General features: G+C 67.8%; 22 protein-coding genes, 6 tRNA genes and 1 pseudogene. 11 read left to right on the top strand and 18 right to left on the bottom strand.

Going from position 1 to position 25,946, the window contains the following annotated elements; all coding sequences use genetic code 11:
- Window positions 1-74 precede the first annotated feature (74 nt).
- A complete protein-coding gene (locus ACZ5LB_RS00895) occupies window positions 75-485 on the top strand; it encodes a hypothetical protein (protein ID WP_464604277.1) in 411 nt (136 codons plus the stop codon).
- Between the two features lie 50 nt (window positions 486-535).
- On the opposite strand, the gene ACZ5LB_RS00890 is transcribed toward ACZ5LB_RS00895, so the two are convergent.
- Window positions 536-1,399, bottom strand: a complete 864-nt coding sequence (locus ACZ5LB_RS00890) for a pirin family protein (RefSeq protein ID WP_464604276.1) — start codon at window positions 1,397-1,399, stop codon at window positions 536-538.
- 1 nt (window position 1,400) lies between these two features.
- Window positions 1,401-1,640 carry a CDGSH iron-sulfur domain-containing protein gene (locus ACZ5LB_RS00885; protein ID WP_464604275.1) on the bottom strand — a complete coding sequence of 80 codons (240 nt, stop codon included), beginning with the start codon at window positions 1,638-1,640 and terminating at the stop codon, window positions 1,401-1,403.
- A gap of 112 nt (window positions 1,641-1,752) precedes the next feature.
- Here ACZ5LB_RS00885 and ACZ5LB_RS00880 point away from each other — a divergent pair, with 112 nt between their 5' ends.
- On the top strand, window positions 1,753-2,973 hold the full coding sequence (locus ACZ5LB_RS00880) for an MFS transporter (protein WP_464604274.1): 1,221 nt from the start codon (window positions 1,753-1,755) through the stop codon (window positions 2,971-2,973).
- A 43-nt stretch (window positions 2,974-3,016) separates the two neighbouring features.
- On the opposite strand, the gene ACZ5LB_RS00875 is transcribed toward ACZ5LB_RS00880, so the two are convergent.
- Window positions 3,017-5,137, bottom strand: a complete 2,121-nt coding sequence (locus ACZ5LB_RS00875; protein WP_464604273.1) for a hypothetical protein — start codon at window positions 5,135-5,137, stop codon at window positions 3,017-3,019.
- A 260-nt stretch (window positions 5,138-5,397) separates the two neighbouring features.
- Here ACZ5LB_RS00875 and ACZ5LB_RS00870 point away from each other — a divergent pair, with 260 nt between their 5' ends.
- The 4 genes and pseudogenes from ACZ5LB_RS00870 (at window position 5,398) to ACZ5LB_RS00855 (ending at window position 8,768) form a co-directional block, all read left to right on the top strand.
- A complete protein-coding gene (locus ACZ5LB_RS00870) occupies window positions 5,398-6,117 on the top strand; it encodes a hypothetical protein (protein WP_464604272.1) in 720 nt (239 codons plus the stop codon).
- Window positions 6,118-6,380: 263 nt separating this feature from the next.
- Window positions 6,381-7,217, top strand: a complete 837-nt coding sequence (locus tag ACZ5LB_RS00865) for a UbiA-like polyprenyltransferase (protein WP_464604271.1) — start codon at window positions 6,381-6,383, stop codon at window positions 7,215-7,217.
- 57 nt (window positions 7,218-7,274) lie between these two features.
- Window positions 7,275-8,117 (top strand): annotated as a pseudogene (locus tag ACZ5LB_RS00860) (peptidoglycan DD-metalloendopeptidase family protein); the annotation flags it as partial.
- Between the two features lie 117 nt (window positions 8,118-8,234).
- Window positions 8,235-8,768: a bactofilin family protein gene (locus tag ACZ5LB_RS00855; RefSeq protein WP_464604270.1), complete on the top strand. Its 534-nt coding sequence runs from the start codon at window positions 8,235-8,237 to the stop codon at window positions 8,766-8,768.
- A gap of 68 nt (window positions 8,769-8,836) precedes the next feature.
- Here the strand turns inward: ACZ5LB_RS00855 and ACZ5LB_RS00850 are convergent, their stop codons facing one another.
- Window positions 8,837-11,179: a pentapeptide repeat-containing protein gene (locus ACZ5LB_RS00850; protein WP_464604269.1), complete on the bottom strand. Its 2,343-nt coding sequence runs from the start codon at window positions 11,177-11,179 to the stop codon at window positions 8,837-8,839.
- 396 nt (window positions 11,180-11,575) lie between these two features.
- On the opposite strand from ACZ5LB_RS00850, the gene ACZ5LB_RS00845 reads away from it, so the two are divergent.
- Window positions 11,576-11,652 (top strand) — tRNA-Arg (locus tag ACZ5LB_RS00845).
- A 173-nt stretch (window positions 11,653-11,825) separates the two neighbouring features.
- Here ACZ5LB_RS00845 and ACZ5LB_RS00840 read toward each other — a convergent pair.
- From ACZ5LB_RS00840 to ACZ5LB_RS00800, 9 genes are all read right to left on the bottom strand, one after another.
- Window positions 11,826-12,377, bottom strand: coding sequence for a GGDEF domain-containing protein (locus tag ACZ5LB_RS00840; protein WP_464604268.1), 552 nt, complete (start codon window positions 12,375-12,377; stop codon window positions 11,826-11,828).
- Between the two features lie 2 nt (window positions 12,378-12,379).
- A tRNA-Leu gene (locus ACZ5LB_RS00835) sits at window positions 12,380-12,456 on the bottom strand.
- A gap of 133 nt (window positions 12,457-12,589) precedes the next feature.
- Window positions 12,590-12,668: transfer RNA gene (locus tag ACZ5LB_RS00830), tRNA-Asp, on the bottom strand.
- A 193-nt stretch (window positions 12,669-12,861) separates the two neighbouring features.
- A tRNA-Ser gene (locus ACZ5LB_RS00825) sits at window positions 12,862-12,956 on the bottom strand.
- A gap of 11 nt (window positions 12,957-12,967) precedes the next feature.
- Window positions 12,968-13,041 (bottom strand) — tRNA-Gln (locus ACZ5LB_RS00820).
- Between the two features lie 11 nt (window positions 13,042-13,052).
- Window positions 13,053-13,128 (bottom strand) — tRNA-Gln (locus ACZ5LB_RS00815).
- 588 nt (window positions 13,129-13,716) lie between these two features.
- Window positions 13,717-15,336 carry a M56 family metallopeptidase gene (locus tag ACZ5LB_RS00810; protein ID WP_464606354.1) on the bottom strand — a complete coding sequence of 540 codons (1,620 nt, stop codon included), beginning with the start codon at window positions 15,334-15,336 and terminating at the stop codon, window positions 13,717-13,719.
- 32 nt (window positions 15,337-15,368) lie between these two features.
- On the bottom strand, window positions 15,369-15,737 hold the full coding sequence (locus tag ACZ5LB_RS00805) for a BlaI/MecI/CopY family transcriptional regulator (protein WP_464604267.1): 369 nt from the start codon (window positions 15,735-15,737) through the stop codon (window positions 15,369-15,371).
- Between the two features lie 183 nt (window positions 15,738-15,920).
- Window positions 15,921-16,469, bottom strand: a complete 549-nt coding sequence (locus tag ACZ5LB_RS00800) for an N-acetyltransferase family protein (protein WP_464604266.1) — start codon at window positions 16,467-16,469, stop codon at window positions 15,921-15,923.
- Between the two features lie 169 nt (window positions 16,470-16,638).
- On the opposite strand from ACZ5LB_RS00800, the gene ACZ5LB_RS00795 reads away from it, so the two are divergent.
- Complete coding sequence (locus ACZ5LB_RS00795) at window positions 16,639-16,950, top strand: helix-turn-helix domain-containing protein (RefSeq protein WP_464604265.1); 312 nt, start codon at window positions 16,639-16,641, stop codon at window positions 16,948-16,950.
- Between the two features lie 62 nt (window positions 16,951-17,012).
- Window positions 17,013-17,222: a hypothetical protein gene (locus ACZ5LB_RS00790; protein ID WP_464604264.1), complete on the top strand. Its 210-nt coding sequence runs from the start codon at window positions 17,013-17,015 to the stop codon at window positions 17,220-17,222.
- Window positions 17,223-17,386: 164 nt separating this feature from the next.
- Here the strand turns inward: ACZ5LB_RS00790 and ACZ5LB_RS00785 are convergent, their stop codons facing one another.
- Window positions 17,387-17,785 carry a (deoxy)nucleoside triphosphate pyrophosphohydrolase gene (locus tag ACZ5LB_RS00785; protein WP_464604263.1) on the bottom strand — a complete coding sequence of 133 codons (399 nt, stop codon included), beginning with the start codon at window positions 17,783-17,785 and terminating at the stop codon, window positions 17,387-17,389.
- Window positions 17,786-18,114: 329 nt separating this feature from the next.
- Here ACZ5LB_RS00785 and ACZ5LB_RS00780 point away from each other — a divergent pair, with 329 nt between their 5' ends.
- Window positions 18,115-21,420 (top strand): ATP-binding protein, encoded by a 3,306-nt coding sequence (locus ACZ5LB_RS00780; RefSeq protein WP_464604262.1) that lies wholly within the window; start codon window positions 18,115-18,117, stop codon window positions 21,418-21,420.
- On the opposite strand, the gene ACZ5LB_RS00775 is transcribed toward ACZ5LB_RS00780, so the two are convergent.
- The 4 genes from ACZ5LB_RS00775 to ACZ5LB_RS00760 form a co-directional block, all read right to left on the bottom strand.
- Window positions 21,413-22,609, bottom strand: a complete 1,197-nt coding sequence (locus ACZ5LB_RS00775) for a site-specific DNA-methyltransferase (RefSeq protein WP_464604261.1) — start codon at window positions 22,607-22,609, stop codon at window positions 21,413-21,415. The two genes, ACZ5LB_RS00780 and ACZ5LB_RS00775, sit on opposite strands and share 8 nt — an antisense overlap.
- Before the next feature lie 55 nt (window positions 22,610-22,664).
- Entirely contained in the window at window positions 22,665-22,886 is a 222-nt protein-coding gene (locus tag ACZ5LB_RS00770; protein WP_464604260.1) for a hypothetical protein, read from the bottom strand.
- 9 nt (window positions 22,887-22,895) lie between these two features.
- Window positions 22,896-23,483 carry a hypothetical protein gene (locus ACZ5LB_RS00765; protein ID WP_464604259.1) on the bottom strand — a complete coding sequence of 196 codons (588 nt, stop codon included), beginning with the start codon at window positions 23,481-23,483 and terminating at the stop codon, window positions 22,896-22,898.
- Between the two features lie 77 nt (window positions 23,484-23,560).
- A complete protein-coding gene (locus ACZ5LB_RS00760) occupies window positions 23,561-24,697 on the bottom strand; it encodes an MBL fold metallo-hydrolase (protein ID WP_464604258.1) in 1,137 nt (378 codons plus the stop codon).
- A gap of 108 nt (window positions 24,698-24,805) precedes the next feature.
- On the opposite strand from ACZ5LB_RS00760, the gene ACZ5LB_RS00755 reads away from it, so the two are divergent.
- The gene (locus ACZ5LB_RS00755; protein ID WP_464604257.1) at window positions 24,806-25,933 is read left to right on the top strand and encodes a DUF4382 domain-containing protein; all 1,128 of its coding nucleotides are present in this window, start codon (window positions 24,806-24,808) and stop codon (window positions 25,931-25,933) included.
- Window positions 25,934-25,946 lie beyond the last annotated feature (13 nt).

Below are 25,946 nucleotides of genomic sequence, written 5' to 3'. Positions count from 1 at the left end.
CGTACGGGCAGCCAGCAGGCCATTCCCCCCCTCCCACCAACCCGGCTCCCCGTGCCCTCCCCAGGGAGGCGGTCATGATGTTGCACGTGCGGGTTTCCCGGGTGGACGATTACGCCGGCGAACTCATCCAGGGCCTGAAGAAACTGGAAGCCGAGAAGGCCCGGGGCCTCCTCAACCGGGAGGAGCAGGAGGATTTCCTCCTGGATCTCTCCAAGGCCATCGAGAGGAACGACCTCCGCCCCCTCCGCACCCGGTCGCTCCTGGACCTCCTCCTGGCCGTCCTCACCGCGGCGGCCGCCGCCCTTCTTTCCTGGAAGCTCCCCGAGGACCACCTCCCCCACGGGGTGCTGCTGGCCCTTTGCGTCGTGAGCCTGGGCATGGCCCTGTGGCGCTACCGCCTCTACCACCGCCGGCAGGTCCACGACCGCACCTGGCTCCGCCACCTCCAGGCCACGGTGGCCGGCGGGGGGACCATCTTCGACTAGGAGGCTGTCCACGTATTCCTCGGCCTCGCGGGGAATACGTGGACAGCCTCCTAGAGTGAACCCATCCGGCCCGCCTGGTAGTCCTCGAAGGCCCGCTGGATCTCCTCGGGGGTGTTCATCACGAAGGGGCCGTAGTGGGCGATGGGCTCCCGGATGGGCTCCCCGGCCAGAACCATGAGACTGGCCGGCTCCGCCGCGGAAAGCGCGACGGCGTCGCCCTCCCCCAGCAGGGCCACGGTGTCCGCGGGCACCGCGGTGCCGCCCACGGTCACGGTTCCCCGCAGGGGCACCACCGCGGCGGTCCAGCCCGCCGGCACCCCCTGCTCGAACCGGGCGCCGGCCTCCAGTTCCAGGTGGGCGTAGGCGATGCGGGCCGGGGTGATGGCCGGGCCGGTGAACCCGCCCCATTCACCCGCCAGGACGCGGATGCGGCCGCCGGGGATCCCCTGCCAGGGCATGCTCTCGGGCTGCAGGTCCGTGTAGCCGGGGGCGGACCCCTTGTGGGCCCGGGGCAGGTTGATCCAGAGCTGGACCCCTTCGATGGGGCCTCCCGTCTCCAGGTGCTCGGGCACCGGCATCTCCTCGTGGACGATGCCCGACCCGGCGTTCATGAGCTGGGCGCCCCCCGGCCGCAGGAGGCCGGACCCGCCGGTGCTGTCCCGGTGCCGGAAGGCCCCCTGGATCAGGTAGGTGAGGGTCTGGAAACCCTTGTGGGGATGGGGCGGGAACCCGGCGTCCGTACCCGGGGCCAGCACCATGGGCCCGAAGTGGTCCATGAGCAGGAACGGGTCCATGGCCCGGAAGGCATCGGCTCCCCGCTGCCCCCGCCCCGGCACGAGACGGGTGAGGGGCACGCGGTTGCCGTCCTCCGTGGGCTGGCCGGGGATGAGCTGGGCGACGGGCCTGGGTACCATCCTAGAGGCTCTTGTGGGTGCCGTCGCAGAGCGGCTTGGTGGCGCTGTGCTTGCAGGCGCAGAACCATTTCTCGCCGGTGGCGTCGGCCGTGTAGGCCAGGGGGACGAAGCCGGTCCCCTTGTGGGAGCCGTCGCACATGGGCTGGTTGGCGCTCTTCCCGCAGGCGCACCAGTGGTAGGTCTTGCCGACCTCCACGGCGACCTTGATGGGGGCCTTGCGGGCGATGGTGGGTTCGGACATGGCGGACTCCTTGGGCGGGTGACCTGCGACCGACACGGAAAGCATGGACCCCTTGCCGCCGGCCGCCAAGGCCCCCTTTGCTCTAAGCTGGAAGAGCATGGAGTCGCAGGTGATGGAAGCAGAAGGTACGTCCGCGCGGGCCGCGGCCGCGGAACGCCGGCGGATCCTGGCGGTGGCCTTCGCGGGGTTCAGCGCCTTCCTGGGGCTGTACGTCACCCAGCCGCTGCTCCCCCTCTTCGAGCACCTCTTCAAGGCCGGCAAGGCCACCGTGAGCCTCACCCTCACCGCCTCGACCCTGGGCGTGGCCATCGCCGCCCCCCTCATCGGCTCCGTGGCGGACCGCCTCGGACGCAAGCGGGTCATCGTCGGATCCGCGGGCCTGCTGACCCTGGCGACCCTCCTGTCCGCCACCTCCACCGGCCTGGGCTCCCTGGTCTTCTGGCGCTTCTTCCAGGGGCTGTTCACCCCGGGCGTCTTCGCGGTGACGGTGGCCTACGTGCAGGAGGAATGGGCCGGCGGGGCCGTGGGCCGCGCCATGGCCATCTACGTCACCGGCACGGTCATCGGAGGGTTCACGGGCCGCATCGTCTCCGGCATCATCGTCTCCCACTGGAACTGGCGCTGGGCCCTGGCGGCCACCGGGGCCATGGTGGGCGCCTCCACCCTGGTGCTCCAGGGCTGGCTCCCCCGGGAGACCCGGTTCGCGGGCCGGGCCCCGGACCAGACCCTGGCCGCGGGGGTCGCCGCGCACCTCCGGAACCCCCGGCTGGTGGCCACCTTCGCCGTGGGCTTCGGCGTCCTGTTCACCCTGGTGGCGACCTTCACCTACGTCACCTTCCACCTGGCCGGCGCCCCCTTCCACCTGGGCCCCCTGGGCATCAGCCTCCTGTTCTGCACCTACCTCTTCGGAGCCGCGGTGACTCCCCCCTGCGGCCTCATCATCGACCGCTACGGCCAACGTGCGGCCCTCGCCCTGGCCATGGGCGCCGGGGTGGCCGGGATGCTCCTCACCCTCGTCCCCAGCCTCGGGGCCGTCATCGCGGGGTTGGCGCTCTGCTGCTCCGGCGTCTTCGTGGCCCAGGCCTGCAGCACCAGCTTCATCGGCATGACCGCCGGAGAGAACAAGGCCCTGGCCGTGGGGCTCTACGTCACCTGCTACTACATCGGCGGGAGCGCGGGAGCGGAGCTGCCCGGTTTCCTGTGGGGGTTCGGGGGATGGCCCGCCTGCGTGGGCCTGGTCATCCTCGTGCAGCTGGCCACGATCGGGATCACCCGGATGTTCTGGGACGTGCGCAAGGGGGTAGGCGCGAAGGCCTACCCCCCGGAAGGCTGAGGCGGGCTGGAAGGCCCGGCCACGGCGGTGGCGCAGGCGGGGTTCAGGAACCCGCCCCGGCAGCCTCCTTCACCAGGGTCACCTTGGCTTGGATGGCGTTCCTTACCAGGTCCAGATGGTTCTTCAGACCCGTGTCCTCGCGTCCCAGGCTCCTGAGGGTCCAGGCCTCGAATCGCGCGGTGATCACGCCGGTTGCGGGATCCTGGCGGACGTCGAGGAGGACCTTCCCCCAGGGGGTCTCCTCGGTGGACTGCACCGGCTTGGCCAGCACGTAGCCTGAGGGAACCTGGACGGTGCTGGTGGCCTCCTGGACGCCGAGGTAGGGCAGGAGCACCGGTTCCTCCCGGGGTTCGGGCATGGCGGTGGGCAGGTACAGATCGGAGACCAGGCCCAGGAAGAGGCTGCAGGTGAGGGTGGCGCCCGGATCCAGGGCCAGGGTTCCCTCCGCGCTGACGGAAAGGGGCTTGGCCAGGTCCAGGGTGTCGGCCAGCGCCGCCTTGGCCACGACCAGGCCCGCCTTGGCCAGGCCCCGCTTGAGCCATTCGTCCCGTTCGGCCGGGGACTTCGGCCCCAGGACATTCCGGGCCAGGAACGCGGACGATCCCGTGAACCGGGCCTCCAGGTTGACCTTGGCCTCCTTGCCGGTGGCGTCCACCCGGATGACGTGGGTGCGGCGGCTGGCCTCGGCGGGGTCGAAACCGATGTCGCCCACACGGGTCTTCCAGGTGGTCGCGTCGATGATCAGGGCCTTGGTGCCCTGGAACTGGGGAGAGACCTCGCCCGGCGGCAGCATGCGGTTGGTGGGATCCAGCCACAACATGGGCTTGCCCGGCTCCGCCACGCCCAGGAGCGTCTGGGTGAACTGGAAGGGCGTGCGCAGATCCGGATCCATCACCCAGCGGCGCCGATCCGCCACCAGCCCCACCTGGACCGGGATCCCTTCGTCGGCGAGAAGGCAGAACAGCATCCTGGTGATGCCCTTGTTGTCCACGACGCCGGTCTTGGCCATGTAGTTCAACGTGGAGACCCGGTTGTCGTCCATGGTGTATTTGGCGCCAAGGCCGTACCCATCGGACATCACCGTGCCTAAGGAGGAGGTGGCCGCGTTGAACGTATCCATCGGGTCGTAGAAACGGGCCGAGCCCAGGGCCAGCTTGCCCCCATCCATGCTGCTGCGGTCGAAATAGCCGGCCTTCTCGCCGTGGTTCAGCTGATCCAGGTTTCGCGTGCGCCGGTTGAGGCGTTCGGCGATCTCCTTCGCCCGGGCCCGGGGCCCGCCGGTGAGGCCTTCCCGAAGGGCGGCCGAGAAGTGCTGGTAGGGTTCGCTCTTGGTCACGAACTTCAGGAACCAGTCCTGGTAGTACAGTTCGGTGACCTTGTCCCAATAGTCGGAGGCCAAGGCCTCGTGCTGGAGGTAGCTGACGCTGGGGATGGGCCGGCAGACCGCGACCCTCGGCGCCGGGCGGAGCCCAAGGATCGCAAACGGCGTGGGCGCGTAGGCCGGAAGGTCACGGAACGTGTAGGTGTAACCCATGGAGGTCGAGCCCTCCTCCATCTCCTGCCCCCCCGGGGTGGTCAAATTGAGCGACCAATAGAACTCCTTGGAACGCTGCACCACCGCGGCGCGCGTGGGGTAGGCCGAGCCCAGGCTCCACCACCAGAAATTGCCGCACCGCTTGGGGAGGTAGCCGACGCCCGTAAGGGGCTTCCGGATCTGCATGGCCTGTCCGTAGGCGGTCTGTTCACGCCAAGCCACGTCCACCACGCAGTCAGCGGTCACGCCCGGAGGCACCAGGACCTCTTCCATCGTCTCGCCGTCCTCGGCGGACACCACCTTGCGGACCAGCATGTCCTTGCGCTTGCCCACCGCCTGCACCCTGCCGTCGGGATAGGTCACCTGGGCATCCATGGAGAGCACCAGTTCCGGCAGGTCCCGCACCTCGGCCGCCGCCAGCCCCGCCTCGCCCACGATGCGCACCCGGACGGTGGTGTCGATCCAGCCCGGCTGGAAGTCCAGCTTGCGCTCCAGGACCACCGCCCCCTTGGAGGCCACCGCCGGGTCCGCCTTCAGGGCCCAGACCTCGGGGGGGATGGGCGGCCATTTCGCCGCCTGCATCGGCGCGTTCCAGAGAACCGGGAGCAGGAAAAAGACGTTCGGTTTCAAGAGGGCCTCCGGGAATCGGCAAGGCGGATCGCAGCGCGGTCCACCCGGATCAGTTTTGGGAATAGACCCCAGAATGCCACACCCCCCGGCCGCCTCCCAGGGGGAATGCCGGAGCCGGGGCGAGACAGCGGCCTCGAATCGCTGGTTAGTAACTTCTCGACACGCCCGGCCGCGGAACCGCCCGGACCTGCCGCGCATTCCTGTTGGGCACTCGCCCGGAACGGGTGACTGGAGAACGCGCGCGAGCGCAGGGAGGTGACATGGCCATGGGCGGAGTCCGCATGGGGGTCCTGGGTCTAGCTTTGGCGGGCGCACCCGGAGAGGCGCGGGTGACGGTGGCGGTGGTGCCGGGCATCTCCTTCATCCGCCAAGGCAGCACCGTGGAATTGAAGGCCCGGACCACGGGCGCCTCCGGGGACTCAGGCTGGACCTGGACCCTCGTGGAAGGCGGCGGCGTCCTGTCGCCCGGGGACTTCGGGCGGATCCGCTACACGGCCGACCCCGCGGAACCCTGGGCGAGGGCTCGAATCCGGGCCACCAGCATCCGGCACCCCGAAGCCTGGGGAGAAGCCACCCTCGAGATCCTGCCCGCCGACACCTTCAGGGTCCTGGAAATGGTCCTCGGCCAGAACTGGATCAAGGAGGCCGCAGGCCACCCCGTTCCCATCCGCCTGAGCATCCAGGAGCCCAGCTGGTTTTCCTTTTCCGAGGTCTACACGCTCACCGCGGAGATCGACGGCCCGGAGCGGGACCGCTTCACCTGGTCGTTCCGCGGCCCCGTCCGGGACCTGACCCTGAAGGAGCCGGAGCCCGGCCGCGAGACCGTCATCTACCGCCCGCCCCTGGTGCGAAACACCCCGTCCCTGGTCCGCATCCGGATCCAGAGCCTTGATGACCCCAAGCAGTCGCTCGAAACCCAGATACTGCTACCTCAGAACGACAGGCCCGCCGGAGGACGGGAGCACTATAACTTCAAGTGACCCATCACCCGGAGCCGGGCCCGAAAGACCGTCTGGAGAGCTTCCTGGGCCTGGGCATCGCCAAAAGGCAGTTCTCTGTGGCCCATACCTTCCCGGCCGTCCCCCAGGAAGTATGCCGGAGCCGGGGCGAGACATCCGCCTCGAATCGCTGGATCATGGATCCAATGGAAACGCCCTCCGCCCCCCCCTCCCCCCCAGCCTCTGACCCCAAGGCCGGCCGCGCCCGTCTGCTGCCCCTCGGCCAGGTTGCGGAACTGCTCGACATGATCAAATTCGAGCACACCGTCTTCGCCCTTCCCTTCGCCCTCCTGGGCGGCCTGGCCTCCTACCGCGGCACGCCGCCCCTGGAAAAGGTCCTCCTGATCCTCGTGGCCATGGTGGGCGCCCGGACGGCGGCCATGACCTTCAACCGTCTGGCGGACGAGGACCTGGACGCCGAGAACCCGCGCACCGCCTCCCGGGCCCTGCCGGCCGGGCGAGTGACCCGGGCCGGCGCCTACGCCCTGCTGGGGACCGCCATCATCGTGCTCTGCCTGGCGGCAGGCCGGCTCGGCCCCCTGCCCTGGAAGCTGGTTCCCCTGGCCCTGCTCATCACCCTGGGCTACTCCTTCTGCAAGCGGTTCACGGCCTTCGCCCACGTCGTCCTGGGGCTGAGCCTCGCGGGCGCCCCGCTGGGGGCCTGGATCGCCGTGAACGGCTCGGTGGACGAGCCGGTGGTGTACCTGGCCCTGGGCGTCCTCACCTGGACCGCCGGGTTCGACATCATCTATGCCCTGCAGGACCTGGACTTCGACAAGGAAAGGGGCCTCCACTCCGTGCCCAGCCGCCTGGGGCCGGGGACGTCCCTGGCCCTTTCGCGGCTCCTGCACGTGCTGGCCATGGCCTCCTGGGCCGCCTTCAACGTCCACGTGGAGGCGCACGTGCTCCCGTGGCTGGGCTGGGCCCTGGTGGGCGCCATCCTCCTGCGCGAGCAGTGGGTGGTGCGCGGAGCCCGCCTCGACCGGATCGACCACGCGTTCTTCACGCTCAACAGCCTCGTGGGCCTCATCTTTTTCACAGGACACGCCGCGGAGTGGTTCATTGGCCGGGCGATGCCCTGACCCGCGCGGGAAACCGCGCTCGACAGGGCCCCGGAACCGAAGTAGGGTAAGAGTCCTATGACCAAAAAGACCGTCCAGCGCCGGGGCCTGAGACTGAGCCGGCCCGATTCGGAGCAATTCCTGACGGTCATGTTCGTCTTCGCGCACCGCACCTTCCGGTGGTCGCTGGAGCGACGGATCCTGGTGCGCATCCTGGCCACGGTGGCCGGCATCTGGGCCGTGGCGATGATCGGAGCCTCGTACGGGCTCTGGGCCACCAAGCGCCTCATGAGCTTCACCCAGCTCCAGCGGGAGACCTATTCCCAGAAGGAGCAGCTGCGGGAGAGCCTCAACCAGGCCCAGGTCCTGGACGAGGAGGTCACCAACCTGCGCAAGCAGATGTCGGACCTCCTGAAGCTCCTGGACCCCAAGAACCCCGCCCCCGCCATCCAGCCCGCCCCCGGCGCCCCCAAGGCCGCCCCCAGTTCCCAGAAGCTCAGCGAGCTCCGGCAGGACCTGGAGCGCACCTCCGCCCAGGCCCGCATCCTGCGCGCCCGCATGGACCCCATCATCGACCGGTGGAACCACACCCCGTCCATTCCCCCCACCGCCGGATACCTCAGCTCCGGGTTCGGGATCCGCCTGAGCCCCTTTTCCCGGGTCAACGAGCAAGGCGACGGCCTTCTCGGCTACCACTCGGGATTTGACATCACCAACTCCGAAGGCACCCCCATCCAGGCCACGGCCGATGGCGAAGTGGTGGAGGCGGGATGGATGGACCGCTACGGGAACGGCGTGGTCATCGCACACTCCAGCCACGTCGAGACGCTCTATGCCCACATGAGCCGCGTGCGGGTGAAAAGGGGACAGAAGGTCTCCCGGGGGGATATCCTGGGGGACATGGGACGCACGGGAAACGCGACGGGCGTCCACCTTCACTACGAAGTGAGGCTCAACGGCAGGCCCGTGAATCCCCAGCCCTACATGCGCCTCCAGCGCGAATGGCTGAAGGGTCTGCGCTAAAGAGGAGAGTTCCCCATGTTCAGCGACAAGAAGCGCCCCGAGCCCGCCCAGGCCGTCCACACGCTTCTGGGCAAAGGCACGCTCTGGAAAGGCGAAGTGGTGGCCGGCCAGAACAACCTCCGGATCGAAGGCACCGTGGAAGGCACCATCACCAGCGAAGGCGAAGTGACCATCGCGCCCAGCGGCATGGTGCGCGGCACCATCCTGGCCAAGCACCTGATCGTCACCGGCAAGGTCGAGGGCGTGTTCAAGATCGTCGAGTGCCTCGAGATCCACGGCACCGGCTGCGTCGAAGGCGAAGTGGAGCTGGGTTCCCTGGTGGTGGACGAAGGCGGCACCCTGCAGGGCAACTGCACCCGCCGCGGCGTGGCCCGGTCCAACGGCGTCCTCCCCACCGCCGAGCCCGCCGCCCCTCCCGTACCCCTTCCCCCGCCTGGTCCCGGCCGCAGCCTGGAGCCCATCCCCGAGCGCCACCCCTTCCCCACCGCCAACGGCGCCGCCGCCCCGGACCCCTTCGCCAAGGTCTTCGAGAACAAGACCAAGGCCTAGGAGGCCGTCCTCCTGGCATCAAAAAGCCCCCGTTCCCGGGGGCTTTTCGCTGCGCCCCGGGGGGCGGACTACCGCTTCGCGCCGCTGAGGTTCGCGCCGTGGAGGTTGGTGTCGGTGAGGTCGGTCTCGCGCAGGTCCGCGCCGCCCAGGTGGGCGCCGCTGAGCTTGGCCTGGGCCAGGTTGGCCCGCACCAGGTTGGCTCCGCTGAGGTTCGTCCACACCAGGTTCGCGCCGCTGAGGTTGGCGCCGCTGAGGTTGGCTCCGTCCATGGCCGCGTCGATGAGGTTGCAGAAGCGCAGGTCGGCGTTGGACAGGTTGGTGCCGCTGAGGTTGGCGCCGCTGAGGTTCGCCCGGTCCAGGTAGGCGTCCCGAAGCACGGTCTCGCGCAGGTCCGCGTTGGCCAGGTTGGCGCCGTCCAGGTTGGCGCCCTTGAGGTTGGTGCCCACCAGGCTGGTCTTGCGCAGGTCCACGCCTCGCAGGTCCGCCCACACCATGGAGGCGTTGGACAGGTTGGCGTTGTGCAGGTTGGCCTCGTTGAGGTTGGCCTGGTAGAGGTCCGCGCCCGCGAGGTTGGCGCCGGTGAGGTTGGCGTTGCTGAGGTTGGTGCGGTACTCGCCCCAGGACTCGGTGGGCAGGGAGGCCAGCTTGGCGCCTTCCAGGTTGGCACGCTCGAAATTCACGCCCAGGAGGTTGGCCCCGCTGAAGTCGGCCTGGGAGAGGTCGGCGTCGGCCAGGTTGGCGCCGCTGAGGATGGTGCCGATGGCGTGGGCGCCCCGGAGGACCGCGCCGCTGAGGTTCACGGAGGCCAGCTTGGCGCCGTCCAGGATCGCGTTGGTGAGGTCGGCCCCCTTCAGGTCGAAGCCGCAGAGGTCCACGCCGCTGAGGTTGACGCCCTTGAGGATCGCCCGGTCCAGCTGCGCGTCCTTGAGGTTGGCCCAGCCGAGGTTCGCGCCGCTGAGGTTGGCGCTGAGGATCACGCCTTGGAGGTCGGTGGTGCTGAGGTTGGCGGTGGTGAGATCCGCGCCGCACAGGTTCGCGCTGCGCAGGTCGTCCCCGTGGAGGTCCGCGCCGGTGAGGTTCGTGCCGCCCAGCTGGGTCTCTTCCAGGTTCGCGCCCACCAGCACGGCGCCCGTCATGTTGGCGCCCTCCAGGTTGGCCGCGGCGAGATCGGCGCCGGAAAGGTCGGCCCTGCGCAGGTCCCGTTCGCCCAGGTTCACGCGCCGGAGCTTGGCGCCCACGAGGATGGCCTCGCACAGCACCGCGCCCTCGAGCATCGCGCCGCTCAGGCTGGCGCCGGTGAGGTTCGCGCCGGTGAGGTTCGCGCCCACGAAGCTGATCTCCCGCAGGTCGGCCCCGTTGAGGTCCGCGCCGTGGCAGTCCGCGCCGCTGAGCACCGCGCCGGCCAGCAGCGCCGAGGAGAGGTTGGAACGCACCAGCATGGCGCCCGTGAGGTTCGCGCCGGAGAGGTCGGCCCCGTGCAGGTCCGCCTCGTTGAGCACCGCCCCCTCGAGGGTGGCGTGCCGCAGCACCGCCGCGCTGAGGTTCGCGCCCGAGAGATTGCCCTGGTTGAGGTTGATTCCGCGCAGGTTGGTGCCGGAGAGGTCCGCGCCGCTGAGGTTGGCGCCGGTGAAGTCGGGGATGTCGCCCTTGTCGTACTGGAGGATGTCCAGGAACCGCAGCACCGCGCCCGAGAGGTTCGACCCGCCCAGGTTCGCGCCGCGCAGGTTGGCGCGGCTGAGGTTTGCCTTGCCCAGGTCGGCCGTGGTGAGGTTGGCCAGGTGGAGGTCCGCGTCGGTGAGGTCCGCGCCGGAGAGGTTCGCCCGCACCAGGCTCGCGCCGCCCAGCACCGCCGCCGTGAGGTTGGCGCCCACCAGCATGGCGCCGTTGAGCGAAGCGCCCAGCAGCGCGCACCGGGAGAGGTTCGCGCCCTCCAGGTTGGCCCCGTCCAGCACCGTCTGGCGCAGGTCCGCGCCGCTGAGGTCGGCCCCGCGCAGGTCCTTGCCGCTGAGGTCGACGCCGCTGAAATTCACCCCGGCCAGGATCGCGCCCGTGAGCACCGCCCCGCGCATGTTGGGGATGGTCGTGGCGTCGTACTGGTGGATGTCGAAGAAGCTCAGGTCGCACTTCGTGAGGTTCGCGCCGCTGAGGTTGACGCCCTTGAGCTGCGCCCGGCTGAGGTTCGCGCCCTCCAGGTCCGCCTCGTCCAGGTTCGCCAGGCGCAGGTCCGCCCCCGCCAGGTCCGCCCCGCGCAGGATGGCCGAATTCAGCACCGTCCCCGCCAGGTTCGCCTCCGCAAGGTTGGCCCCCGACAGATCGAACCCCCGCAAGTCCAGGCCGCTGAGGTCGGTACGCTGGAAGCTTTTCCCCGACTTGAGGATGAAGACCACTTCCTTACGTGTCAGCTCGCTCATTGAACTTCCTTTGCAGCATTTGGGTTTTCTTCAAACGTGGAACAAGCCGACGAGGTTCGCCATCCCAGAGCTTCCGTTGTATCTGCTTGTATTGTGGCCGAGTTTCACACCCTCGGGTGACCCCATTTCAAGGATCCCGACCACGGCAAATGCCAAAGTGGGCATGGCTTTGATCAGGATGGATGGAGTTCCAGTCTACTCCCGGGTCCGGAATACCCACAACCACGATTTGACAAGCCGAAGCCCCCCTTCCCGCCCCCTCCCGGCACTCCCAACCCCTTCAGAAACAAGGAATCCATCCTTCCCGCCTCACCCCTCCCGCACCGGCCCCTCCCCCCTCCCCGCGGATTTGAGGTGGAAATTCCCATGGAACCCGATACACTGGAAAGCCACCGCGGTCCCGTAGCTCAGCTGGATAGAGCATCAGACTACGAATCTGAGGGTCGGGCGTTCGAATCGCTCCGGGACCACCAAACAAAAGCCCTGAAACTCAAAGGTTTTAGGGCTTTTTTGCTTTTTAGCCCGCCAAAAAGCGGCACTGTTTCCGGCGTTTTCCACCCATCCGAAACCTCAAGCCCACCAACGCCTCAATCCCAGCACCCGGTTGGCAAGGGCAGCGTCGGGCCCCGGGTGATCCCCAGCCCCCTCATTCGTCCAGCCCCGAACCGCTGGGTGGACTGGAGGCTCGCCGATGGGCTTGAACGCGATTGCGTCCGGCTTCCTTGGCTCCATAGAGAGCCGCGTCCGCCCTGGCCAGGGCGGTGTCGATGTCGCGGTCGGTTTCGTCCAGGATCGTCAAGCCCATGCTGGCCGTGTAGAAGAGATCGCCGGCTGGCGTCGTAACGGACGACTCGGCAATCGCCACGCGCAGGCGTTCTGCGAGCAATAATCCTTGTTCCTCGGAGGTGTCGGGCAAAAGCACGGCAAATTCCTCACCGCCAAGCCGGCCGGCATGGTCGCTGCGTCGCAGGGTGCGCAGGAGCGTACTGGCCAACTGGCGAAGCACGTCGTCACCGATGCCGTGCCCGTAGGTGTCGTTGATGCGCTTGAAATGATCAAGGTCAATCATGAGCAGGGTGCCGTGATCGACCTTGCGGCGCTGCAGACGGGCCAGTTCGCGCTCGGCGTTGGCAAAGAAGCTCCGGCGGTTCTGCAGGCCGGTCAGCCCCCCACACGGGAAGCACGAAGATCCGTGCATCTTGGTACCCCTGCTCGGATTCGAACCGAGAGTGTCCACGTCCTTAGCGTGGTGAGTGTGCCAGTTCCTCTACAAGGGCATGAAAGGGTCGCTGAAGAGGGCACCGACCCCTCGGCCTCCGGCTTATTGGGTGGAAGGGGCAGCGGGGCTTGAACCCGGTCCTCCTGCTTGCAGGGCAGGAATGCCACGCGTCAGCCCTTCGGACCCATGATTGGCGAAGCGTACGGGATTCGAACCCGTGATATGTGCATAGACGGTGCACCGAGGACGGCCAGACTCCTCTAACGCTTCAGGGATGGCAGGCCCGGTGTCCTCATGTGCCGGTGATGCGCTTCGCGAAATTTCGAGAAAACGTTGATCTGCCGGGCCAGAAGAGTCCCGATGCCTGCCGGGTTTTCCAGCTTCTTCGGAAAAATCAATCACCGAAGATTTGCAGTTATATTCGATATGAAGTTGTCAAAGAACAAGAAATAATTAAAATCAATGGCGGTGAGGATGGGAGTCGAACCCACATGGAGATATAAGATCCCCAACCCGGATAGCAACCGGGGCCGATACCAGATTTCGGTTGACCTCACCCAAGGGAGGAATGGTTAGGGGACCTGGAGTCGAACCAGGGTCTCGGGCGCCAAAAGCCCGCGTCCTACCGATGAACGATCCCCCATCGGAAATGGATGGAAGGGGCGAGAGGACTCGAACCTCTGAGTGCCTGGGTCAGAGCCAGGTGCCGTAGCCGCTGGGCCACGCCCCTACAGGTCGTTCGCATCTATCCTGTGTGTCCCGTGTTCCTGGTGTTGCAAGCCCATGCCCCTGGGCTCTCCAGTTCTTCGGTGGCGTCCGTTCTCGGCTGTGAACTCCGTCCGGGAGCGCCTTACAGGGTAGGAATCAAGTGGCCTTGACTCGTATCGCGGCGATAGTCCCTGTGGGACTTCGGTTCCTGGGAACCTGGCCACTCCGAGCACCGGGTATCAAATCCCAGCGCCGTGAGCATCGCCACTCGCGGCGCGGTTGCGCCGACGGTGCCAAGCTGGCTGAGGGATTTGCGTAACACGGGAATCTCCTTTGGTGGCTGGTTGTCTACCAGGCAGTCTCCGAATGTAGGACATCGGCCACCGGCAGTCAAGATTTTTTGAATGCGTTTTTTAGCACTTAGATTTTCACCACCGTGGTCCTAAGTCGTGATGGCAGACCCTGATCCCGGCAAATAGGCTCTTCACCACCCCAATCTCACGAGTGAACCGGAAGAACGGGTGGTCCTTTGTCCCTACCGGCACCAAAAACCTCTTCACCGCTTCATCGGCGGCTGGAACCCACTATTTCGACGTGGCCGAGCTGCTGGCTACTGCTCCTCTGACTGGAGCTTCCGAACACGGGCTTCAAGTTGCTGGAGGGTAAGCCCTTCGAAGATTGCATCAAACTTCCGGCCCGCAGGTTCTTCCGATTCACGTTCAAAGCCTGCGCTGCTGTCAGGAGGGAGATTCTTGGCCGTGACAAGCAACCGGTCGAGGAAGAGGGTGCTTACCTGGCGGGCATGCAGGTTCAGGACAACCTGGCCATTCTTGTTGGTGTACTTGGCCACGAAAATTTCCCCAAACTCGGATGGCCTTGGCGCTTGATAGGGGCCAACGCCGAAATGCTTGGCCAGGCGATTGAGGGAAGCGAACACATCCTCAGGCTTGGCACCGTGCAGGTCCATGTCCACACGTGGCCCCTGGAATTTGTCATCCTTGCTGACCCAGGCCTCCATATTGGGGCGCTTGTCCTTTACCACCTCCTCAAAGACTTTCCAGAGTTGATACAAGGCCACCTGGTGCGCCTGAATGTCCAGGATCTGGGTGTAGGGGATGTCCTTGCCATCAGCATCCTTGGCATTTTGGCTGTGAACGTATATTGCTGGGCTTTCAGCAATTGTCTTCCCGTCAACCTTCGGAAGGTTCAGAGTCCTGTACGGGACTTCCGGCGGCACCCTAGGCGATGGAGCGGATGCCTGGGCCACCAGATGAAGCCCAGAAGCCAGGAGCACAGCCAGAATGGCCATTGCGCCAAAAGCTGGTGCACTTGATGTGCGATGTGGCGGGAGAAGAAGATGAGAAATTCGTTCCATAAGGGAGCCCCCGTTGGCGGCAGGTGAGAGTTCAGGTGAAGCCTGGCCTAGGCCGCGGCGTGCCAGAGCGGTTAATGCTTCTGCCAAAGGGAGGGGATCTCCCATGAGGCGTGCGGCAAACGTGTCGCAGGCAAGCTCCCGTTCAGCGCGAATTCGGCGTGAGAGCCACCAGATACCAGGATGAAAGAAAAGTAAGACCTCAAGCAGCGACTGCAAAAGGTTCACGGCGTAATCGTGGCGCAGGACGTGTGCCAGCTCATGAGCCAGCAGCGCCTCGACATGGTCAGGTGGCAGATTCAAGAACCATCCGGCAGGAACAAGAATCGCCGGACGCAGGATTCCTACCACGCTGGGGCCCGTGAGCCCTTCACACCTCAGAAGCGTGACGGCGCGCTTGAGCCGCGCACGTCGGCATAGCGCCAACAATCGGCCCTGGAGCAGGTCGGGGGCCAGTTCGGATTTGACCCAGCGCATCCGTTGCAGCCAAAGCCATCCTCCAGCCAATCGAATCAGGCTGAAACAAACCCCAAGAAGCCAGGCCGCCACAACCCAAGGCAATGTCTTTTCCAGGTTCGACGAGATACCAATTTGACTGAGGGGAGCCTTGATGGGTGTTGGCTGGACCCATGCTTGGGCATCCTCATTCACCATCCCTCGGGCAAGGACCACCGGACTTGGATCGGGGCGGAGGGACACCAAGTGGCGGATCGGCGCCCCTGCCATCAGGATCAGTCCAAACACCGCTACCGCGTATCGCATGCGTGGTGTTGCCCCTCGGAGCCAGTGCAACGCGAGAGCCACGATCACGACCACGACGGTCCCCTCCCACAGGGAGTGCAGAAGCGCCCAACCCATTGCAGGAAGCCATGCGGTATGAAGAAGCGCGTTCATCTCCGCCCCCGCCGTGCCCTGTCTATGAGCTCCTGGATTGCGTCAAGCTCGGCGGGATTGGTTTGTCCCGCTTTCAGAGCATGGACGAGGAGGTCGCTGGCCGACCCGGCGAAGGCCTTCGCCATCAGGTCGGATACCAACTGTCCCTTGGTTTCCCCCTCCTCCACCGCGGCTCGGTAGATATGGCTTCTCTCCGAGTCATCACGATCCACCAATCCCTTTTCCTTCATCACCTGGACCGCCTTAAGAACGGTGGTGTATCCAAGGTCGCGTTCCTTGGAAAGCGCGTCATGGAGCTGGCGCACGGTTGAAGGGCCTTTCGACCAGAGCAGCCGAAGTACGGAGAGTTCAGCATCCGTGGGCATGGGCATACCCTCAGAAGGGTGGAGGGACATCGTGGCTCCTTGATTACGATCAACATCGTACGTCGCTAGCCGTAGATGTCAACGGCGAATGCCGTACTTGTAAAAAGTTTTTATAAATATTATAATAAAAGAGGATAGCCAAGCTCGTCTCTCGCCGCGTTTTGGGTTGCACCCGCGTCGGGTTCAGCGAAGGACCGCACCACCCTCTGCCCCATCCCCGGTCAGCGGTCGTGCCATGACGATGTCCCGCTGGGGGTCCCTCCCCACCGGGAAGATGTGGTCGCCGACCTCCTCGAAACGGAATTTGCGATAGAAGGCGATCGCCCTGGGGTTCCTTTCCCAGACGCCCAACCAGGCCGTCCGGGCACCGGCTGCGGCCAGGGATTCGAGGCTGGCTGACATCAGGGCCTGGGCCACGCCCCTTCCGTGCCAACTCCGCGCCACATAAAGGCGCTGGATCTCCCCGGGAGCGTCTCCGCGCACGCAAACCGGAGCCGGGCCCCGCCGCACCTGCGCATAGCCGATGAGTTCCCCCGAGGCTTCGGCGACCAGGGTCACCCTGCCCGGGTCACGTAGCTCCTCCCGCTGGATCGCCTCGCCATAGGTGTCGCGGCAATGAAGGGCCATGTCCTCGGGTGAATTGTCCCCCTCGAAGGTGTCCCGGAACGTCCGCTCGGCCAAGGCAGACAGGGCCTTCGCGTCCAAGGGGGTTGCCGACCGGGTGTGAAACATTCCAGGCTCCGAAGTGATCCATGATGCCCTGAGATTGCCGGTGCCCCAAAGGGATCACGTATGAGAATCTGGCGCTTGAATGGAGGACCGGGCCACACCCAAACTCGTGATCGGGACGTGCAAAGCAAGGCTGGCCCGGTATCTCAAGGCAACCACCTAGGAGGACGACATGGAAAAGGGAAAGCGCGCGAAGCTGGAAGCTGCTGGCTGGGCCGTCGGTACCCCAACCGGCTTCCTCAACCTTTCGGCTGCGGACGAGGCGTTTATCGACATGAAGGTCGTCCTCGCCGCCACCTTGCGCAAGCAGCGCGTCGAGAAGCATCTATCCCAAGTCGCAGCCGCCAAACAGCTCCAGTCCAGCCAGTCCCGCGTGGCCAAGATGGAACTGGCCGACAAAACCGTTACGGTGGACCTGCTGATCCGCTCCATTCTGAGGCTGGGGGGGACGCGCGAAATGGTGGCGGCAGCCCTCGGCCATTAGGGCTCGGCTCAACCACGATACGGCGTTGGGGTGTATGCTCGGGTCACCCCCCAGGAGTCCAGATGTCTCGCCGCAGCGGTATCCCCGGCTTCAGCTTTTCCTGGAAGCGGGCCCTGGGAATTTCCCAGGCCCAGGCTCGGCTTTCCCGGCAGATCGGGATCCCCCTCTCCAAGGCTGGACGGCAAAGGAAGCTGGGCCAGTCCATGGGATGCTGCTGGGTCCTGGCGTTGCCCCTGGTGGGATGGGCGGCGGTTCGAGTTCTGGCGGGCTGATACGGCAGGCCTGCCCCCATAGGCCTCGCAGCCAGCTACCTCCAGGTGATCCAGGAGCGCGGGACGTCGAAGCATGGGCCAAAATGCCTTGAAATTTCGGATGCACACTCCGAATTTTCACAGAATGATGACGGTCGCCCCGGATGGGACCGCCGGTCCCGCCTTCAGCCGCAAGCCCCGTGCTCGAGGAACGCCGCGAAGCGGCGGTCGCTGGGCGCCAGGTCCAGGGACGCCATGGCGGAGACCGGCACCCACGCCAGGGCGGCGTGTTCCAGGCAGGTGGGCTCGCCCTGGATGGCCACCGGGTGGAATTCGATGACGTAGGGCGAGCCGGGGTCGGCGATGGCCAGGAGCTGGTCTCCGCAGCGGGCGACCTCCACGCCCAGTTCCTCGGCGAGTTCGCGGCGGACCGCCTCGGGGATGGTTTCCTCCGCCTCGAGCTTGCCTCCGGGGAACTCCCAGAGGCCCCCGTGGCGCTTGTGGGGGGGACGCTGGCACAGGAGGAAGCGGCCGTCGCGTTCGATGACGGCGGCCACGACTCGAATGGGGGGGTGTTCGCGCATGGGCAGGATCCATCAAACCACAGGGCGGGCTGTTTTGGATCATTCATGGGGGGAGTGCGGAACCTGCCCGGTTCGCGGGCGGACGGATTCCGTCGCCGGGGGCGATGGGAACGAAGGGAGCCCTTTCCGTGCCATGCATTTTATTGAACGTTTTATTCAATGGGTTTGTTTTTACCAATGCCGTCGAGACGGGGCGGCCCTGTCGCCCGGCCGGACCGCAACCGCCTTCTGCATTTTCCATTTACACGCCGCACCGGGAGCAGGTATACCTTCAGCCAACACCCGGGCGTTGGGGCCCCCGCGGAGAAACCCCATGCAGGCAGTTTGGAATGACTGACCCTGGAGCCCTGGATGCCCGGTTCTTCCAGCGGCTTTTCGAGGCTGCTCCCCACCCGTACCTGATCCTCGGCGCGGACCCGCAGTTCAGCATCCTGGCGGTGAACGACATGTACCTGGAGGCCACCGGCACCCGGCGGGATGCGGTGGTGGGCCACGGACTGTTCGAGGTGTTCCCGGACAACCCCGAGGACGGCTCGGCCACCGGCGTCAGCGAGCTGCGCATGTCCCTCATGCGCGTCATGGCGGATCGCCGGCAGGACAGCATGGGGGTGCAGAAGTACGACATCCCCCTGCGGGACGGCTCCGGGTTCGAGGTGCGCTACTGGAGCGTCATGAACTCGCCGGTGCTGGGCGCGGACGGGGAGCTGACGTGCATCCTCCACCACGCGGAGGACGTCACGGACTTCATCCTCGGCCGGGAGCGGCAGGAGGCCTCCCCCGCCGGCGCGAACCCGGACGACGGGGAGCGCATGAGGGCGGAGGTGATGCGGCGCTCCGCCGAGGTCAAGGAGGCCAACCGCGCCCTGAAGAACGCCCTGGAGGACCTGGAGCGCAGCCGCCGGGACCTGGCCGCCATGAACGAGCGGCTCAGCGAGATGGACCAGCTCAAGGCCGATTTCTTCGCGAACATCTCCCACGAGCTGCGCACGCCGCTCACCCTCATCCTCGGGCCCCTGGGCCAGCGCCTCGACTTGCCGGATCTGGAACCCGGCCTGCGGTCCGACCTGGAGCGCATGCAGCGCAACGCCCGCATCCTCCTGGCCCGGGTCAACGACCTGCTGGACCTGGCCAAGCTCGACGCGGGACGCATGGGGCTCGCCTTCGCGGACGTGGACCTGGCCCAGGTGGTGCGCCTGGAGGCCTCCCGCTTCGAGAGCCATGCGGAAAGCCAGGGCATCGCCTTCGAGGTGGACGCCCAGGGGCCCCTGCCCGCCCGCGTCGACCCCGAGAAGGTGTGCCGCATCCTCGCCAACCTGCTCTCCAACGCCTGCCGCTTCACGCCCCGGGGCGGAAGGATCCGGGTCTCGCTCCAGGGGGCGCCGGACCGGGCCGTCCTGGCGGTGGAGGACACCGGCCCCGGGATCCCCGAGGCCATGCGGTCCCTCGTGTTCGACCGGTTCCGCCAGGTGGTGGACGGCGCGGAGCGCCCCCAGGGCGGCACGGGCCTGGGGCTGGCCATCGTCAAGGAGTTCGCGGAACTTCACGGCGGGTCCGTGACCCTGGCCGGTGCCCCCTCGGGGGGCGCGCTGTTCCGCGTGGAGCTGCCCCTGCGGTCCGGGGAGATGGGCGCGGGTGCGCTCCCGGCCTGGGCGCACCGGGACGCCGCGCCGGCGGCGAACCCCTGGGCCTCCCCCGTGGGCCCCTGGGGCGATCCCGGTCCCTCCGCGCCGCGGGTGCTGGTGGTGGAGGACAACCCGGACATGCGGGACTTCCTGGCGCGGACCCTGGCCCGCACGTACCGCGTGACCACGGCCGTGGACGGGGAGGAAGGCCTGCGCCTGGCCCTGGCGGATCCCCCGGACCTGGTCATCAGCGACGTGATGATGCCCGGCATGACCGGGGACCGCCTGGTGGAGGAGCTCCGCGCCCACACCGTCACCGAGGACCTGCCCGTCATCCTCCTCACCGCCAAGGCCGATGACGCGCTGCGGGTGCGGATGCTGCACCTGGGGGTGGGGGACTACCTGTACAAGCCCTTCTCCTTCGACGAGCTGCTGGCGCGGGTGGGCGCCCTGCTGCAGGGGCGCGAGAAGGGGCTCCGGGCCGCCCGGATCCAGGAGACCCGCTTCCGGGCCATGTTCGAGCAGGCGGCGGTGGGCATGGCCCAGGCCTCCCTGGACGGGCACCTGCTCCAGGTGAACCAGCGCCTGGCCGAGATCCTGGGCTATGCCCCGGAGGACCTGCTGGGCTGCCGGGTCCAGGACCTCGCCCACCCGGAGGACCTGGCCCGGGACCGGGACCAGATGGAAATGCTGCCGGAGGGCCCCGGGGCCGCCCCGGCCCTGGAGCTGCGCTACCGGCGCAAGGACGGGAGCGTCACCTGGGTGAACCGGGCCGTTTCGCGGGTGAAGGACCCGGGCCTGACGGGCGGCTATCTGCTGCTCCTCATGGAGGACATCAACGCCCGCAAGGTGGCGGAACGGGCCCGGGTCGAGGCGGATGCCGCCCTCCAGGACGCCCAGGACCGCCAGTTGGAGATGGAGCGGGAGCTGAACCACCTCCAGCGCCTGGAAAGCATCGGGCGGCTGGCGGGCGGAGTCGCCCACGACATGAACAACGTCCTGGCCGCCATCCTCGCCGTGGCCAGCGTCCTGGAGGTGAAATTCGCGGAGGAGCCGACGGTGAACGAACTGGCCCGGCTCATGCAGGAGGCCGCGGGGCGGGGCCGGGACCTGGTGAAGGGGCTCACGGATTTCGCCCGCAAGGAAGTGCAGGGATCGGTGCCCATCGACCTGAACCAGCTGGTCCGCCGGGAAGCGGAGCTGCTGGAGCACACCACCCTGAAGAAGGTGGCCATCCAGCTGGATCTCCAGCCGGGGCTGCCGGAGCTCCGGGGAGAACCGGGCGCCCTGGCCAACGCCCTCATGAACCTTTGCGTGAACGCCTGCGACGCCATGCCCGGCGGCGGGACGCTGCGCCTGGCCACCCGGACCCTGCCCCTGGGAAAAGTGGAACTGGTGGTTCAGGATACGGGGGAGGGCATGGCTCCCGAGGTGATGGAGCGGGCCCTGGAGCCGTTCTTCACCACCAAGCCGCCCGGAAAGGGCACGGGCCTGGGCCTGTCCATCGTCTTCGGCACCCTCAAGGCCCACGGCGGCACCGTGGCCATCCAGAGCGCCCCGGGCCACGGCACCCGCATCACCCTCACACTGCCCATCCCCGCCCCGGGCCAGGCGCCCGCCCCGGAACCCGCCCCGCCCGCCCACCTGGAACGGCTCCTGGAAATCCTCCTGGTGGACGACGACGAGCACATCCGCCGGACCCTTCCCATGCTCCTGGGCACCCAGGGCCACCGGGTGCGGGTGGCGTCCGGGGGCGCCGAGGCCCTGGCCCTGCTCCAGGGCGGCGCGGCGGTGGATCTGGTGATCCTGGACGTCAACATGCCCGCCATGAACGGGGTGGAGACCCTGATGCGGCTCCGGACCCTCCGCCCCGCCCTGCCCGTGCTGGTGGCCTCGGGCTACATGGATCCCGGCGCCGCCGCGGCCATCCGCCTGGACCCCTGGGTGGCGGCCCTGGAAAAGCCCTTCATGCTCGCGGACATCCAGAGGGCCATGGGCACCTTCTTTACCTGAGAGGGGTTTCGGCCGCCACCCGCGCGTACCGGAAGCCCCCGCCCCCCTTCCAGCCCACGGCTTCCGTGATCCCGCCGGGATCCGTTCCGGCCACGACCTTCCGCATGCGGGGGAGGATGTGCGAATGGCAATGCTCGCCCCGCTCGATCATGATCCAGCGTCGCCCCATCTTGTGGGCGACGGCCCCGGTGGTGCCGGATCCGGCGAAGGCGTCCAGGACCCAGTCCCCGGGCCCGGTGGCCAGGTGGAGGATGCGGTGCAGGAGCCGCTCCGGCTTGGGGGTGTCGAAGGGCTGGGCCGGGTTGAAGGCCTTCACCTCCTCCCGGGCCTCATGGTTGTTCCCCGCCTCCGAGTGGAGCCACACCGTCGGGCAGGGTGTGCCTTCGTCGGACAGTTCGGAAAGGAAGGTCTTCCGGGAAGGAACGGCCGTGCCGTCCTTGCCGAACCAGATGGCTTCGGCTTCGTCGAGCTTCCGCAGGGTTTCGGCGGAGAACCGGGGATAGGTCCCCCGGGGAGGCGTCCACACGACCCCGTTGCCGAAGGTGTGGGAGAAGCTCCGGCCCGCCTCGGAACCGCTCTTGGCGTGGAGCGGGGTGGCCTTCCAGGGGCCGTTGGGGTGGTTGTCCGGGTTCCGGTACCGGGCGTTCATGGCCTCCGTGCGCGGCAGCCGGTTCGGGCGCCACACCGCCTTGTCCCTGGCGTAGACCAGGATGTGGTCATGGTTGCCGGACAGCCACTGGGCGTCGTTGGCGACGGTGTACTTCTTCTGCCAGACCGCGTTGGACACGAAGTTGTCGCGCCCGAAGACCTCGTCGCACAGGACCTTGAGGTAATGGCTTTCGTTGTCGTCGATGGTGATCCAAAGGGAGCCGTCCACCGCCAGGAGGCCCCTCAGGATTTCCAGGCGGTCCCGCAGGAATCCCAGCCACCGCGAATGCTCCACCCCGTCGTCGTACTGGGTGAAGGCGCCGCCCGTGTTGTAGGGCGGGTCGATGAAGACGCACCGGATCCTGCCGGCGTGGGTGGCTTCCAGGGCCTTCAGCGCCGGAAGGTTGTCCCCGAACACCAGGAGGTTGTCGTCCGCGAGGCCGCCGGCCTGAACGCCCAGGGCCGGATCTTCCACCAGGACCCCCGGCTCGACCCGTGGCCTCTGGTCCTTGCCGATCCAGTTCAATTCCGGGCGATCCATCCACGGCCCCTTCCACGGGGCGGAGCGCAAGGCCGCCCGTTCCAGATCCGGCGCCTCAGCCCTTGGGCGCCCCTTCTCCGGGCTTGGCGGGCTGGTAGGGCCGGGTGCGACCCGGGGCGGGGGCGCGCTCGGAGGCCGTCCGGCCCTGGGCGGCGTCCCGCACCCGGGGCTCGCCCTTCTCCGTGCGGATGGGACGGGTGGTGTCCTTGGGCGCCGCGGAGGCGGGCAGGCCCAGGGAGGCAGCGAGGAGGGCCAGGAGGATGGGGGACCGTCGCATGATCGTCTCCTAGTTCGCTTGAATAGTGTAGGTGGTGCCGGCCGCCACGGTGAATCCCTTGTAGTCCGTGTGGCCCGTGGTGCTGTAGACCACGCGCAGGTCGTACACGTCGGGCTCCACGCCCGTGAGGGTGAGGCTCTGACCGGGGGGGATGGGGCCGTCGGCCTGGTTGGGGCCCCAGGTGGTGGAGTTGGCCGGGGTGAGGTAGATGCCGGTGATGGAAAGGCCGGAGGTGTTCACCACGGCCACGGCGCCGGTGCCGCTGTTCTGCATGCCCAGGGTGGTCGTTTCGCCGTCGTGGATCCGCACGTCGTAGAAGGTGTCGGAGCTGCCGTCGCTGAATCGGGCCCGCACGTCGTACAGACCCGGGTACAGCCGGGTCAGGGTGATGGAGTCCGTCGGGCTCAGGGGATAGGGGGCCAGCTGGTCGACCCCCCAGGTGGAGCTGTCGCTGGGGGTCACGTACAGCTGGTTCATGTTCACCGTGCCGTCGTTGAAGACCCGCAGGCTGCCTTCGTAGGCGAAGTGCCTTCCGGCGCACGCCAGGGTCGTGAGGAGGGCGGCGGCAAGGATGCCCAGTTTCCAGGTGAAACGCATGAAACACCTCCCGCACGGACCGATTTAAGCGTGAAAATCAAGGACTCGGTCTTGATTTTCCCATGCTAGCACGGTTTTCAGCGGGAGGCGGGGATGGGCTTGAGGCCGTCCAGGGTCGCCACGATGGGCGATTCCGCGGCGGTCTTCCAGGGAAGGAGGGGCCACCAGCGGTCCTGGCGCCAGGGGTTCCCGGGCTCCACGCCCTGGCCCGGCCGCGGCACCACCACGGAGGCTCCACGGGCGCGGGCCGCCTCCAGGACCCGCTCCACGGGTTCGGTCCACCCGTGGGCGGCCAGGTCGAACAGGCCCCAGTGGATGGGCAGCATCACCCGGCCCTTCACGCGCCCATGCGCCTCCACGGCCTGCTCGGGGCCCAGGTGCCAGTCCGGCCAGGCGGCGCCGTAGGCCCCGGCCTCGATGAGGGTGAGGTCGAAGGGGCCCAGGCGCGCGCCGATGGCCTCCAGGCCGTTGAAGAGCCCCGTGTCCCCCGAGAAGTAGACCCGGTGGGTGGGCCCCCGGAAAGCATAGCCCGCCCAGAGGGTGCGGTCCTTGTCGAAGAGGGTCCGGCCGGAGGCGTGGCGCGCGGGGGTGCAGGTGATCTCCAGGGAACCCACGGTGGTGCTTTCCCACCAGTCCAGTTCCGTGATGCGCGCGGCGGGGATCCCCCAGCCCACCAGGCGCGCCCCCACCCCCAGGGGGACCACGAAGCGCACATCCCAGTCCCGCATGGCCAGGAGCGTGGGGCGGTCCAGGTGGTCGTAGTGGTCGTGGGAGATGACCACCGCGTCGGGCCTGGGCATCTCGGCCAGGGGGATGACCGGGGCGTACCAGCGCCGGGGCCCGGCCCAGGAGAGCGGAGAGGCCCGCGGGCCCCACACGGGATCGGTGAGGACCCGGGTGCCGTCGATGTGCAGGTGGACGGTGGAGTGGCCCAGCCAGGTGGCCCGCAGACCGCTGGCGGGGGGCGTCTCCAGGTCCGGGCGGACCACGGGGATGTCCCCGGGCCGCGGCACGGAGTGGGGGCTGCGCCGGAAGAGGCTGCCCACGGCGGCGAGGTAGGAGTTCCACAGGGGCTGCGGGTTGTGGAAGGTCCCGTTCTTCCATTGGGGCGAGTGCTGCATGCGGGGGCTCCGGGCGGGGGTGGAGGATGCGAGGGCCCACCAAAGGCCCGCCGCCAGGGCGGCGGCGAGAACGTAAAGGCTTCGGCGGCTCATGGATACCATGTTTGACATTCTGACGAATTTTGTCAACCGTCTTTGGGAAGGGCCCTGGGTTAAACTCTCCCCCGTAGGAACCGGGTCTCACATTCACTAGGGGTTTCCATGCGCACCATCCTGAAGTCCGTCCTGCCCGCCGGCGCTGCCCTCGCTTGCCTTCTCGGCTGTGGGGGAAGCAGCACGTCCAGCGCGCCCACGGGGACCGTCACCATCACCCTGAGCTCGGACAGCCTTCCGGGGTTCTCCCAGGTGGTGGTGAGCCTGGAGGCCATCGAGGGCACCCAGGACGGCAGCCGGTGGTACACCCTGGGCCAGCCCAAGGGCACGGTGGACCTCATGGCCCTCCAGAACGGCCACGGCGCGGTGGTGCTGCCGGCCTCCAAGGTGCTCGCCGGCACCTACACCCAGTTCCGCCTCACCTGGAGCGAGACGAACTACCAGTCCGCCATCAACAAGCCGGCCTACGTGGTCCCCGAGGGGGGCTCGGGCCAGGTGCTCTCCATGCCCGCCACCACCCTGGTCAAGGGCAGGGTCACCGTCCCCGCCAACGGCACGGGCCAGGCCCTGCTCATGCTGAGCGGCGACCAGGGGGTGATCTCCGCGCCCACCTCCACCACGCCCTTCCGGTTCAGTGCCACGGGCCAGGCCTTCGACCCCACCAACTGCGGCCGCATCCAGGGAACCCTCACCGGACCCGGCGGGAAGGTCGCGGGCGCCGAGGTGTACGCCCAGGTCCTGGACGGCCTGGGCAAGGCCACCCTCGTGCGCCGGGCGGTGTCCGACGCCGCCGGCGCCTACGAGCTGGACGGCCTGCCCTCCGGGAGCATCTACTTCGTGGCCGCCCAGCCCGCCAACTGCCCCGCCCAGGCCGCGTCCCCGGGCTCCTTGGCCGCGGGGGCCTCCCTCACCGCCGACCTCGCCTTCGCCGCGCCTTCCAATGGGGGAACCCTGGCGCTGACGCTCACCCCCAAGTCCGCCTCCAACCAGGGCACCTGGGGCGAGCTGCGCCAGGCCCTTCCCGTGGGCGGCCTCAGCCCGACCCTCATCGTCCGCTCCCGCCCCGCCATCATCGGCGACGCCCAGGACACGGCCACCTTCCTGGCGGTGGCCCCGGGCACCTACGGCGTCACCGCCCAGCGCAGCACCTCGGGGGCCACGCCCGTGATGCTGCCCGGCACCCAGCAGGCGGTGACCGCGGGGGCCACCACGACGCTGAGCCTGGCCTTCCCCTGACGGGAAACGCCCG

The sequence above is a fragment of the Mesoterricola sp. MK458 genome (assembly GCF_055384935.1).
The sequence above is the reverse complement of the archived record's forward strand: the minus strand, read 5'-3'. Positions and strand labels throughout refer to the sequence as shown.

Coding starts and splice junctions, on each gene's coding strand:
- ACZ5LB_RS00780 (WP_464604262.1), top strand. CDS start 18,115: ATGACTGACCCTGGAGCCCTGGATGCCCGGTTCTTCCAGCGGCTTTTC.
- ACZ5LB_RS00805 (WP_464604267.1), bottom strand. CDS start 15,737: ATGCCCACGGATGCTGAACTCTCCGTACTTCGGCTGCTCTGGTCGAAA.
- ACZ5LB_RS00840 (WP_464604268.1), bottom strand. CDS start 12,377: ATGCACGGATCTTCGTGCTTCCCGTGTGGGGGGCTGACCGGCCTGCAG.
- ACZ5LB_RS00850 (WP_464604269.1), bottom strand. CDS start 11,179: ATGAGCGAGCTGACACGTAAGGAAGTGGTCTTCATCCTCAAGTCGGGG.
- ACZ5LB_RS00790 (WP_464604264.1), top strand. CDS start 17,013: ATGTCTCGCCGCAGCGGTATCCCCGGCTTCAGCTTTTCCTGGAAGCGG.
- ACZ5LB_RS00765 (WP_464604259.1), bottom strand. CDS start 23,483: ATGCGTTTCACCTGGAAACTGGGCATCCTTGCCGCCGCCCTCCTCACG.
- ACZ5LB_RS00800 (WP_464604266.1), bottom strand. CDS start 16,469: ATGTTTCACACCCGGTCGGCAACCCCCTTGGACGCGAAGGCCCTGTCT.
- ACZ5LB_RS00885 (WP_464604275.1), bottom strand. CDS start 1,640: ATGTCCGAACCCACCATCGCCCGCAAGGCCCCCATCAAGGTCGCCGTG.
- ACZ5LB_RS00890 (WP_464604276.1), bottom strand. CDS start 1,399: ATGGTACCCAGGCCCGTCGCCCAGCTCATCCCCGGCCAGCCCACGGAG.
- ACZ5LB_RS00785 (WP_464604263.1), bottom strand. CDS start 17,785: ATGCGCGAACACCCCCCCATTCGAGTCGTGGCCGCCGTCATCGAACGC.
- ACZ5LB_RS00870 (WP_464604272.1), top strand. CDS start 5,398: ATGGCCATGGGCGGAGTCCGCATGGGGGTCCTGGGTCTAGCTTTGGCG.
- ACZ5LB_RS00880 (WP_464604274.1), top strand. CDS start 1,753: ATGGAAGCAGAAGGTACGTCCGCGCGGGCCGCGGCCGCGGAACGCCGG.
- ACZ5LB_RS00795 (WP_464604265.1), top strand. CDS start 16,639: ATGGAAAAGGGAAAGCGCGCGAAGCTGGAAGCTGCTGGCTGGGCCGTC.
- ACZ5LB_RS00770 (WP_464604260.1), bottom strand. CDS start 22,886: ATGCGACGGTCCCCCATCCTCCTGGCCCTCCTCGCTGCCTCCCTGGGC.
- ACZ5LB_RS00810 (WP_464606354.1), bottom strand. CDS start 15,336: ATGGGTTGGGCGCTTCTGCACTCCCTGTGGGAGGGGACCGTCGTGGTC.
- ACZ5LB_RS00855 (WP_464604270.1), top strand. CDS start 8,235: ATGTTCAGCGACAAGAAGCGCCCCGAGCCCGCCCAGGCCGTCCACACG.
- ACZ5LB_RS00755 (WP_464604257.1), top strand. CDS start 24,806: ATGCGCACCATCCTGAAGTCCGTCCTGCCCGCCGGCGCTGCCCTCGCT.
- ACZ5LB_RS00865 (WP_464604271.1), top strand. CDS start 6,381: ATGATCAAATTCGAGCACACCGTCTTCGCCCTTCCCTTCGCCCTCCTG.
- ACZ5LB_RS00895 (WP_464604277.1), top strand. CDS start 75: ATGATGTTGCACGTGCGGGTTTCCCGGGTGGACGATTACGCCGGCGAA.
- ACZ5LB_RS00775 (WP_464604261.1), bottom strand. CDS start 22,609: ATGGATCGCCCGGAATTGAACTGGATCGGCAAGGACCAGAGGCCACGG.
- ACZ5LB_RS00760 (WP_464604258.1), bottom strand. CDS start 24,697: ATGAGCCGCCGAAGCCTTTACGTTCTCGCCGCCGCCCTGGCGGCGGGC.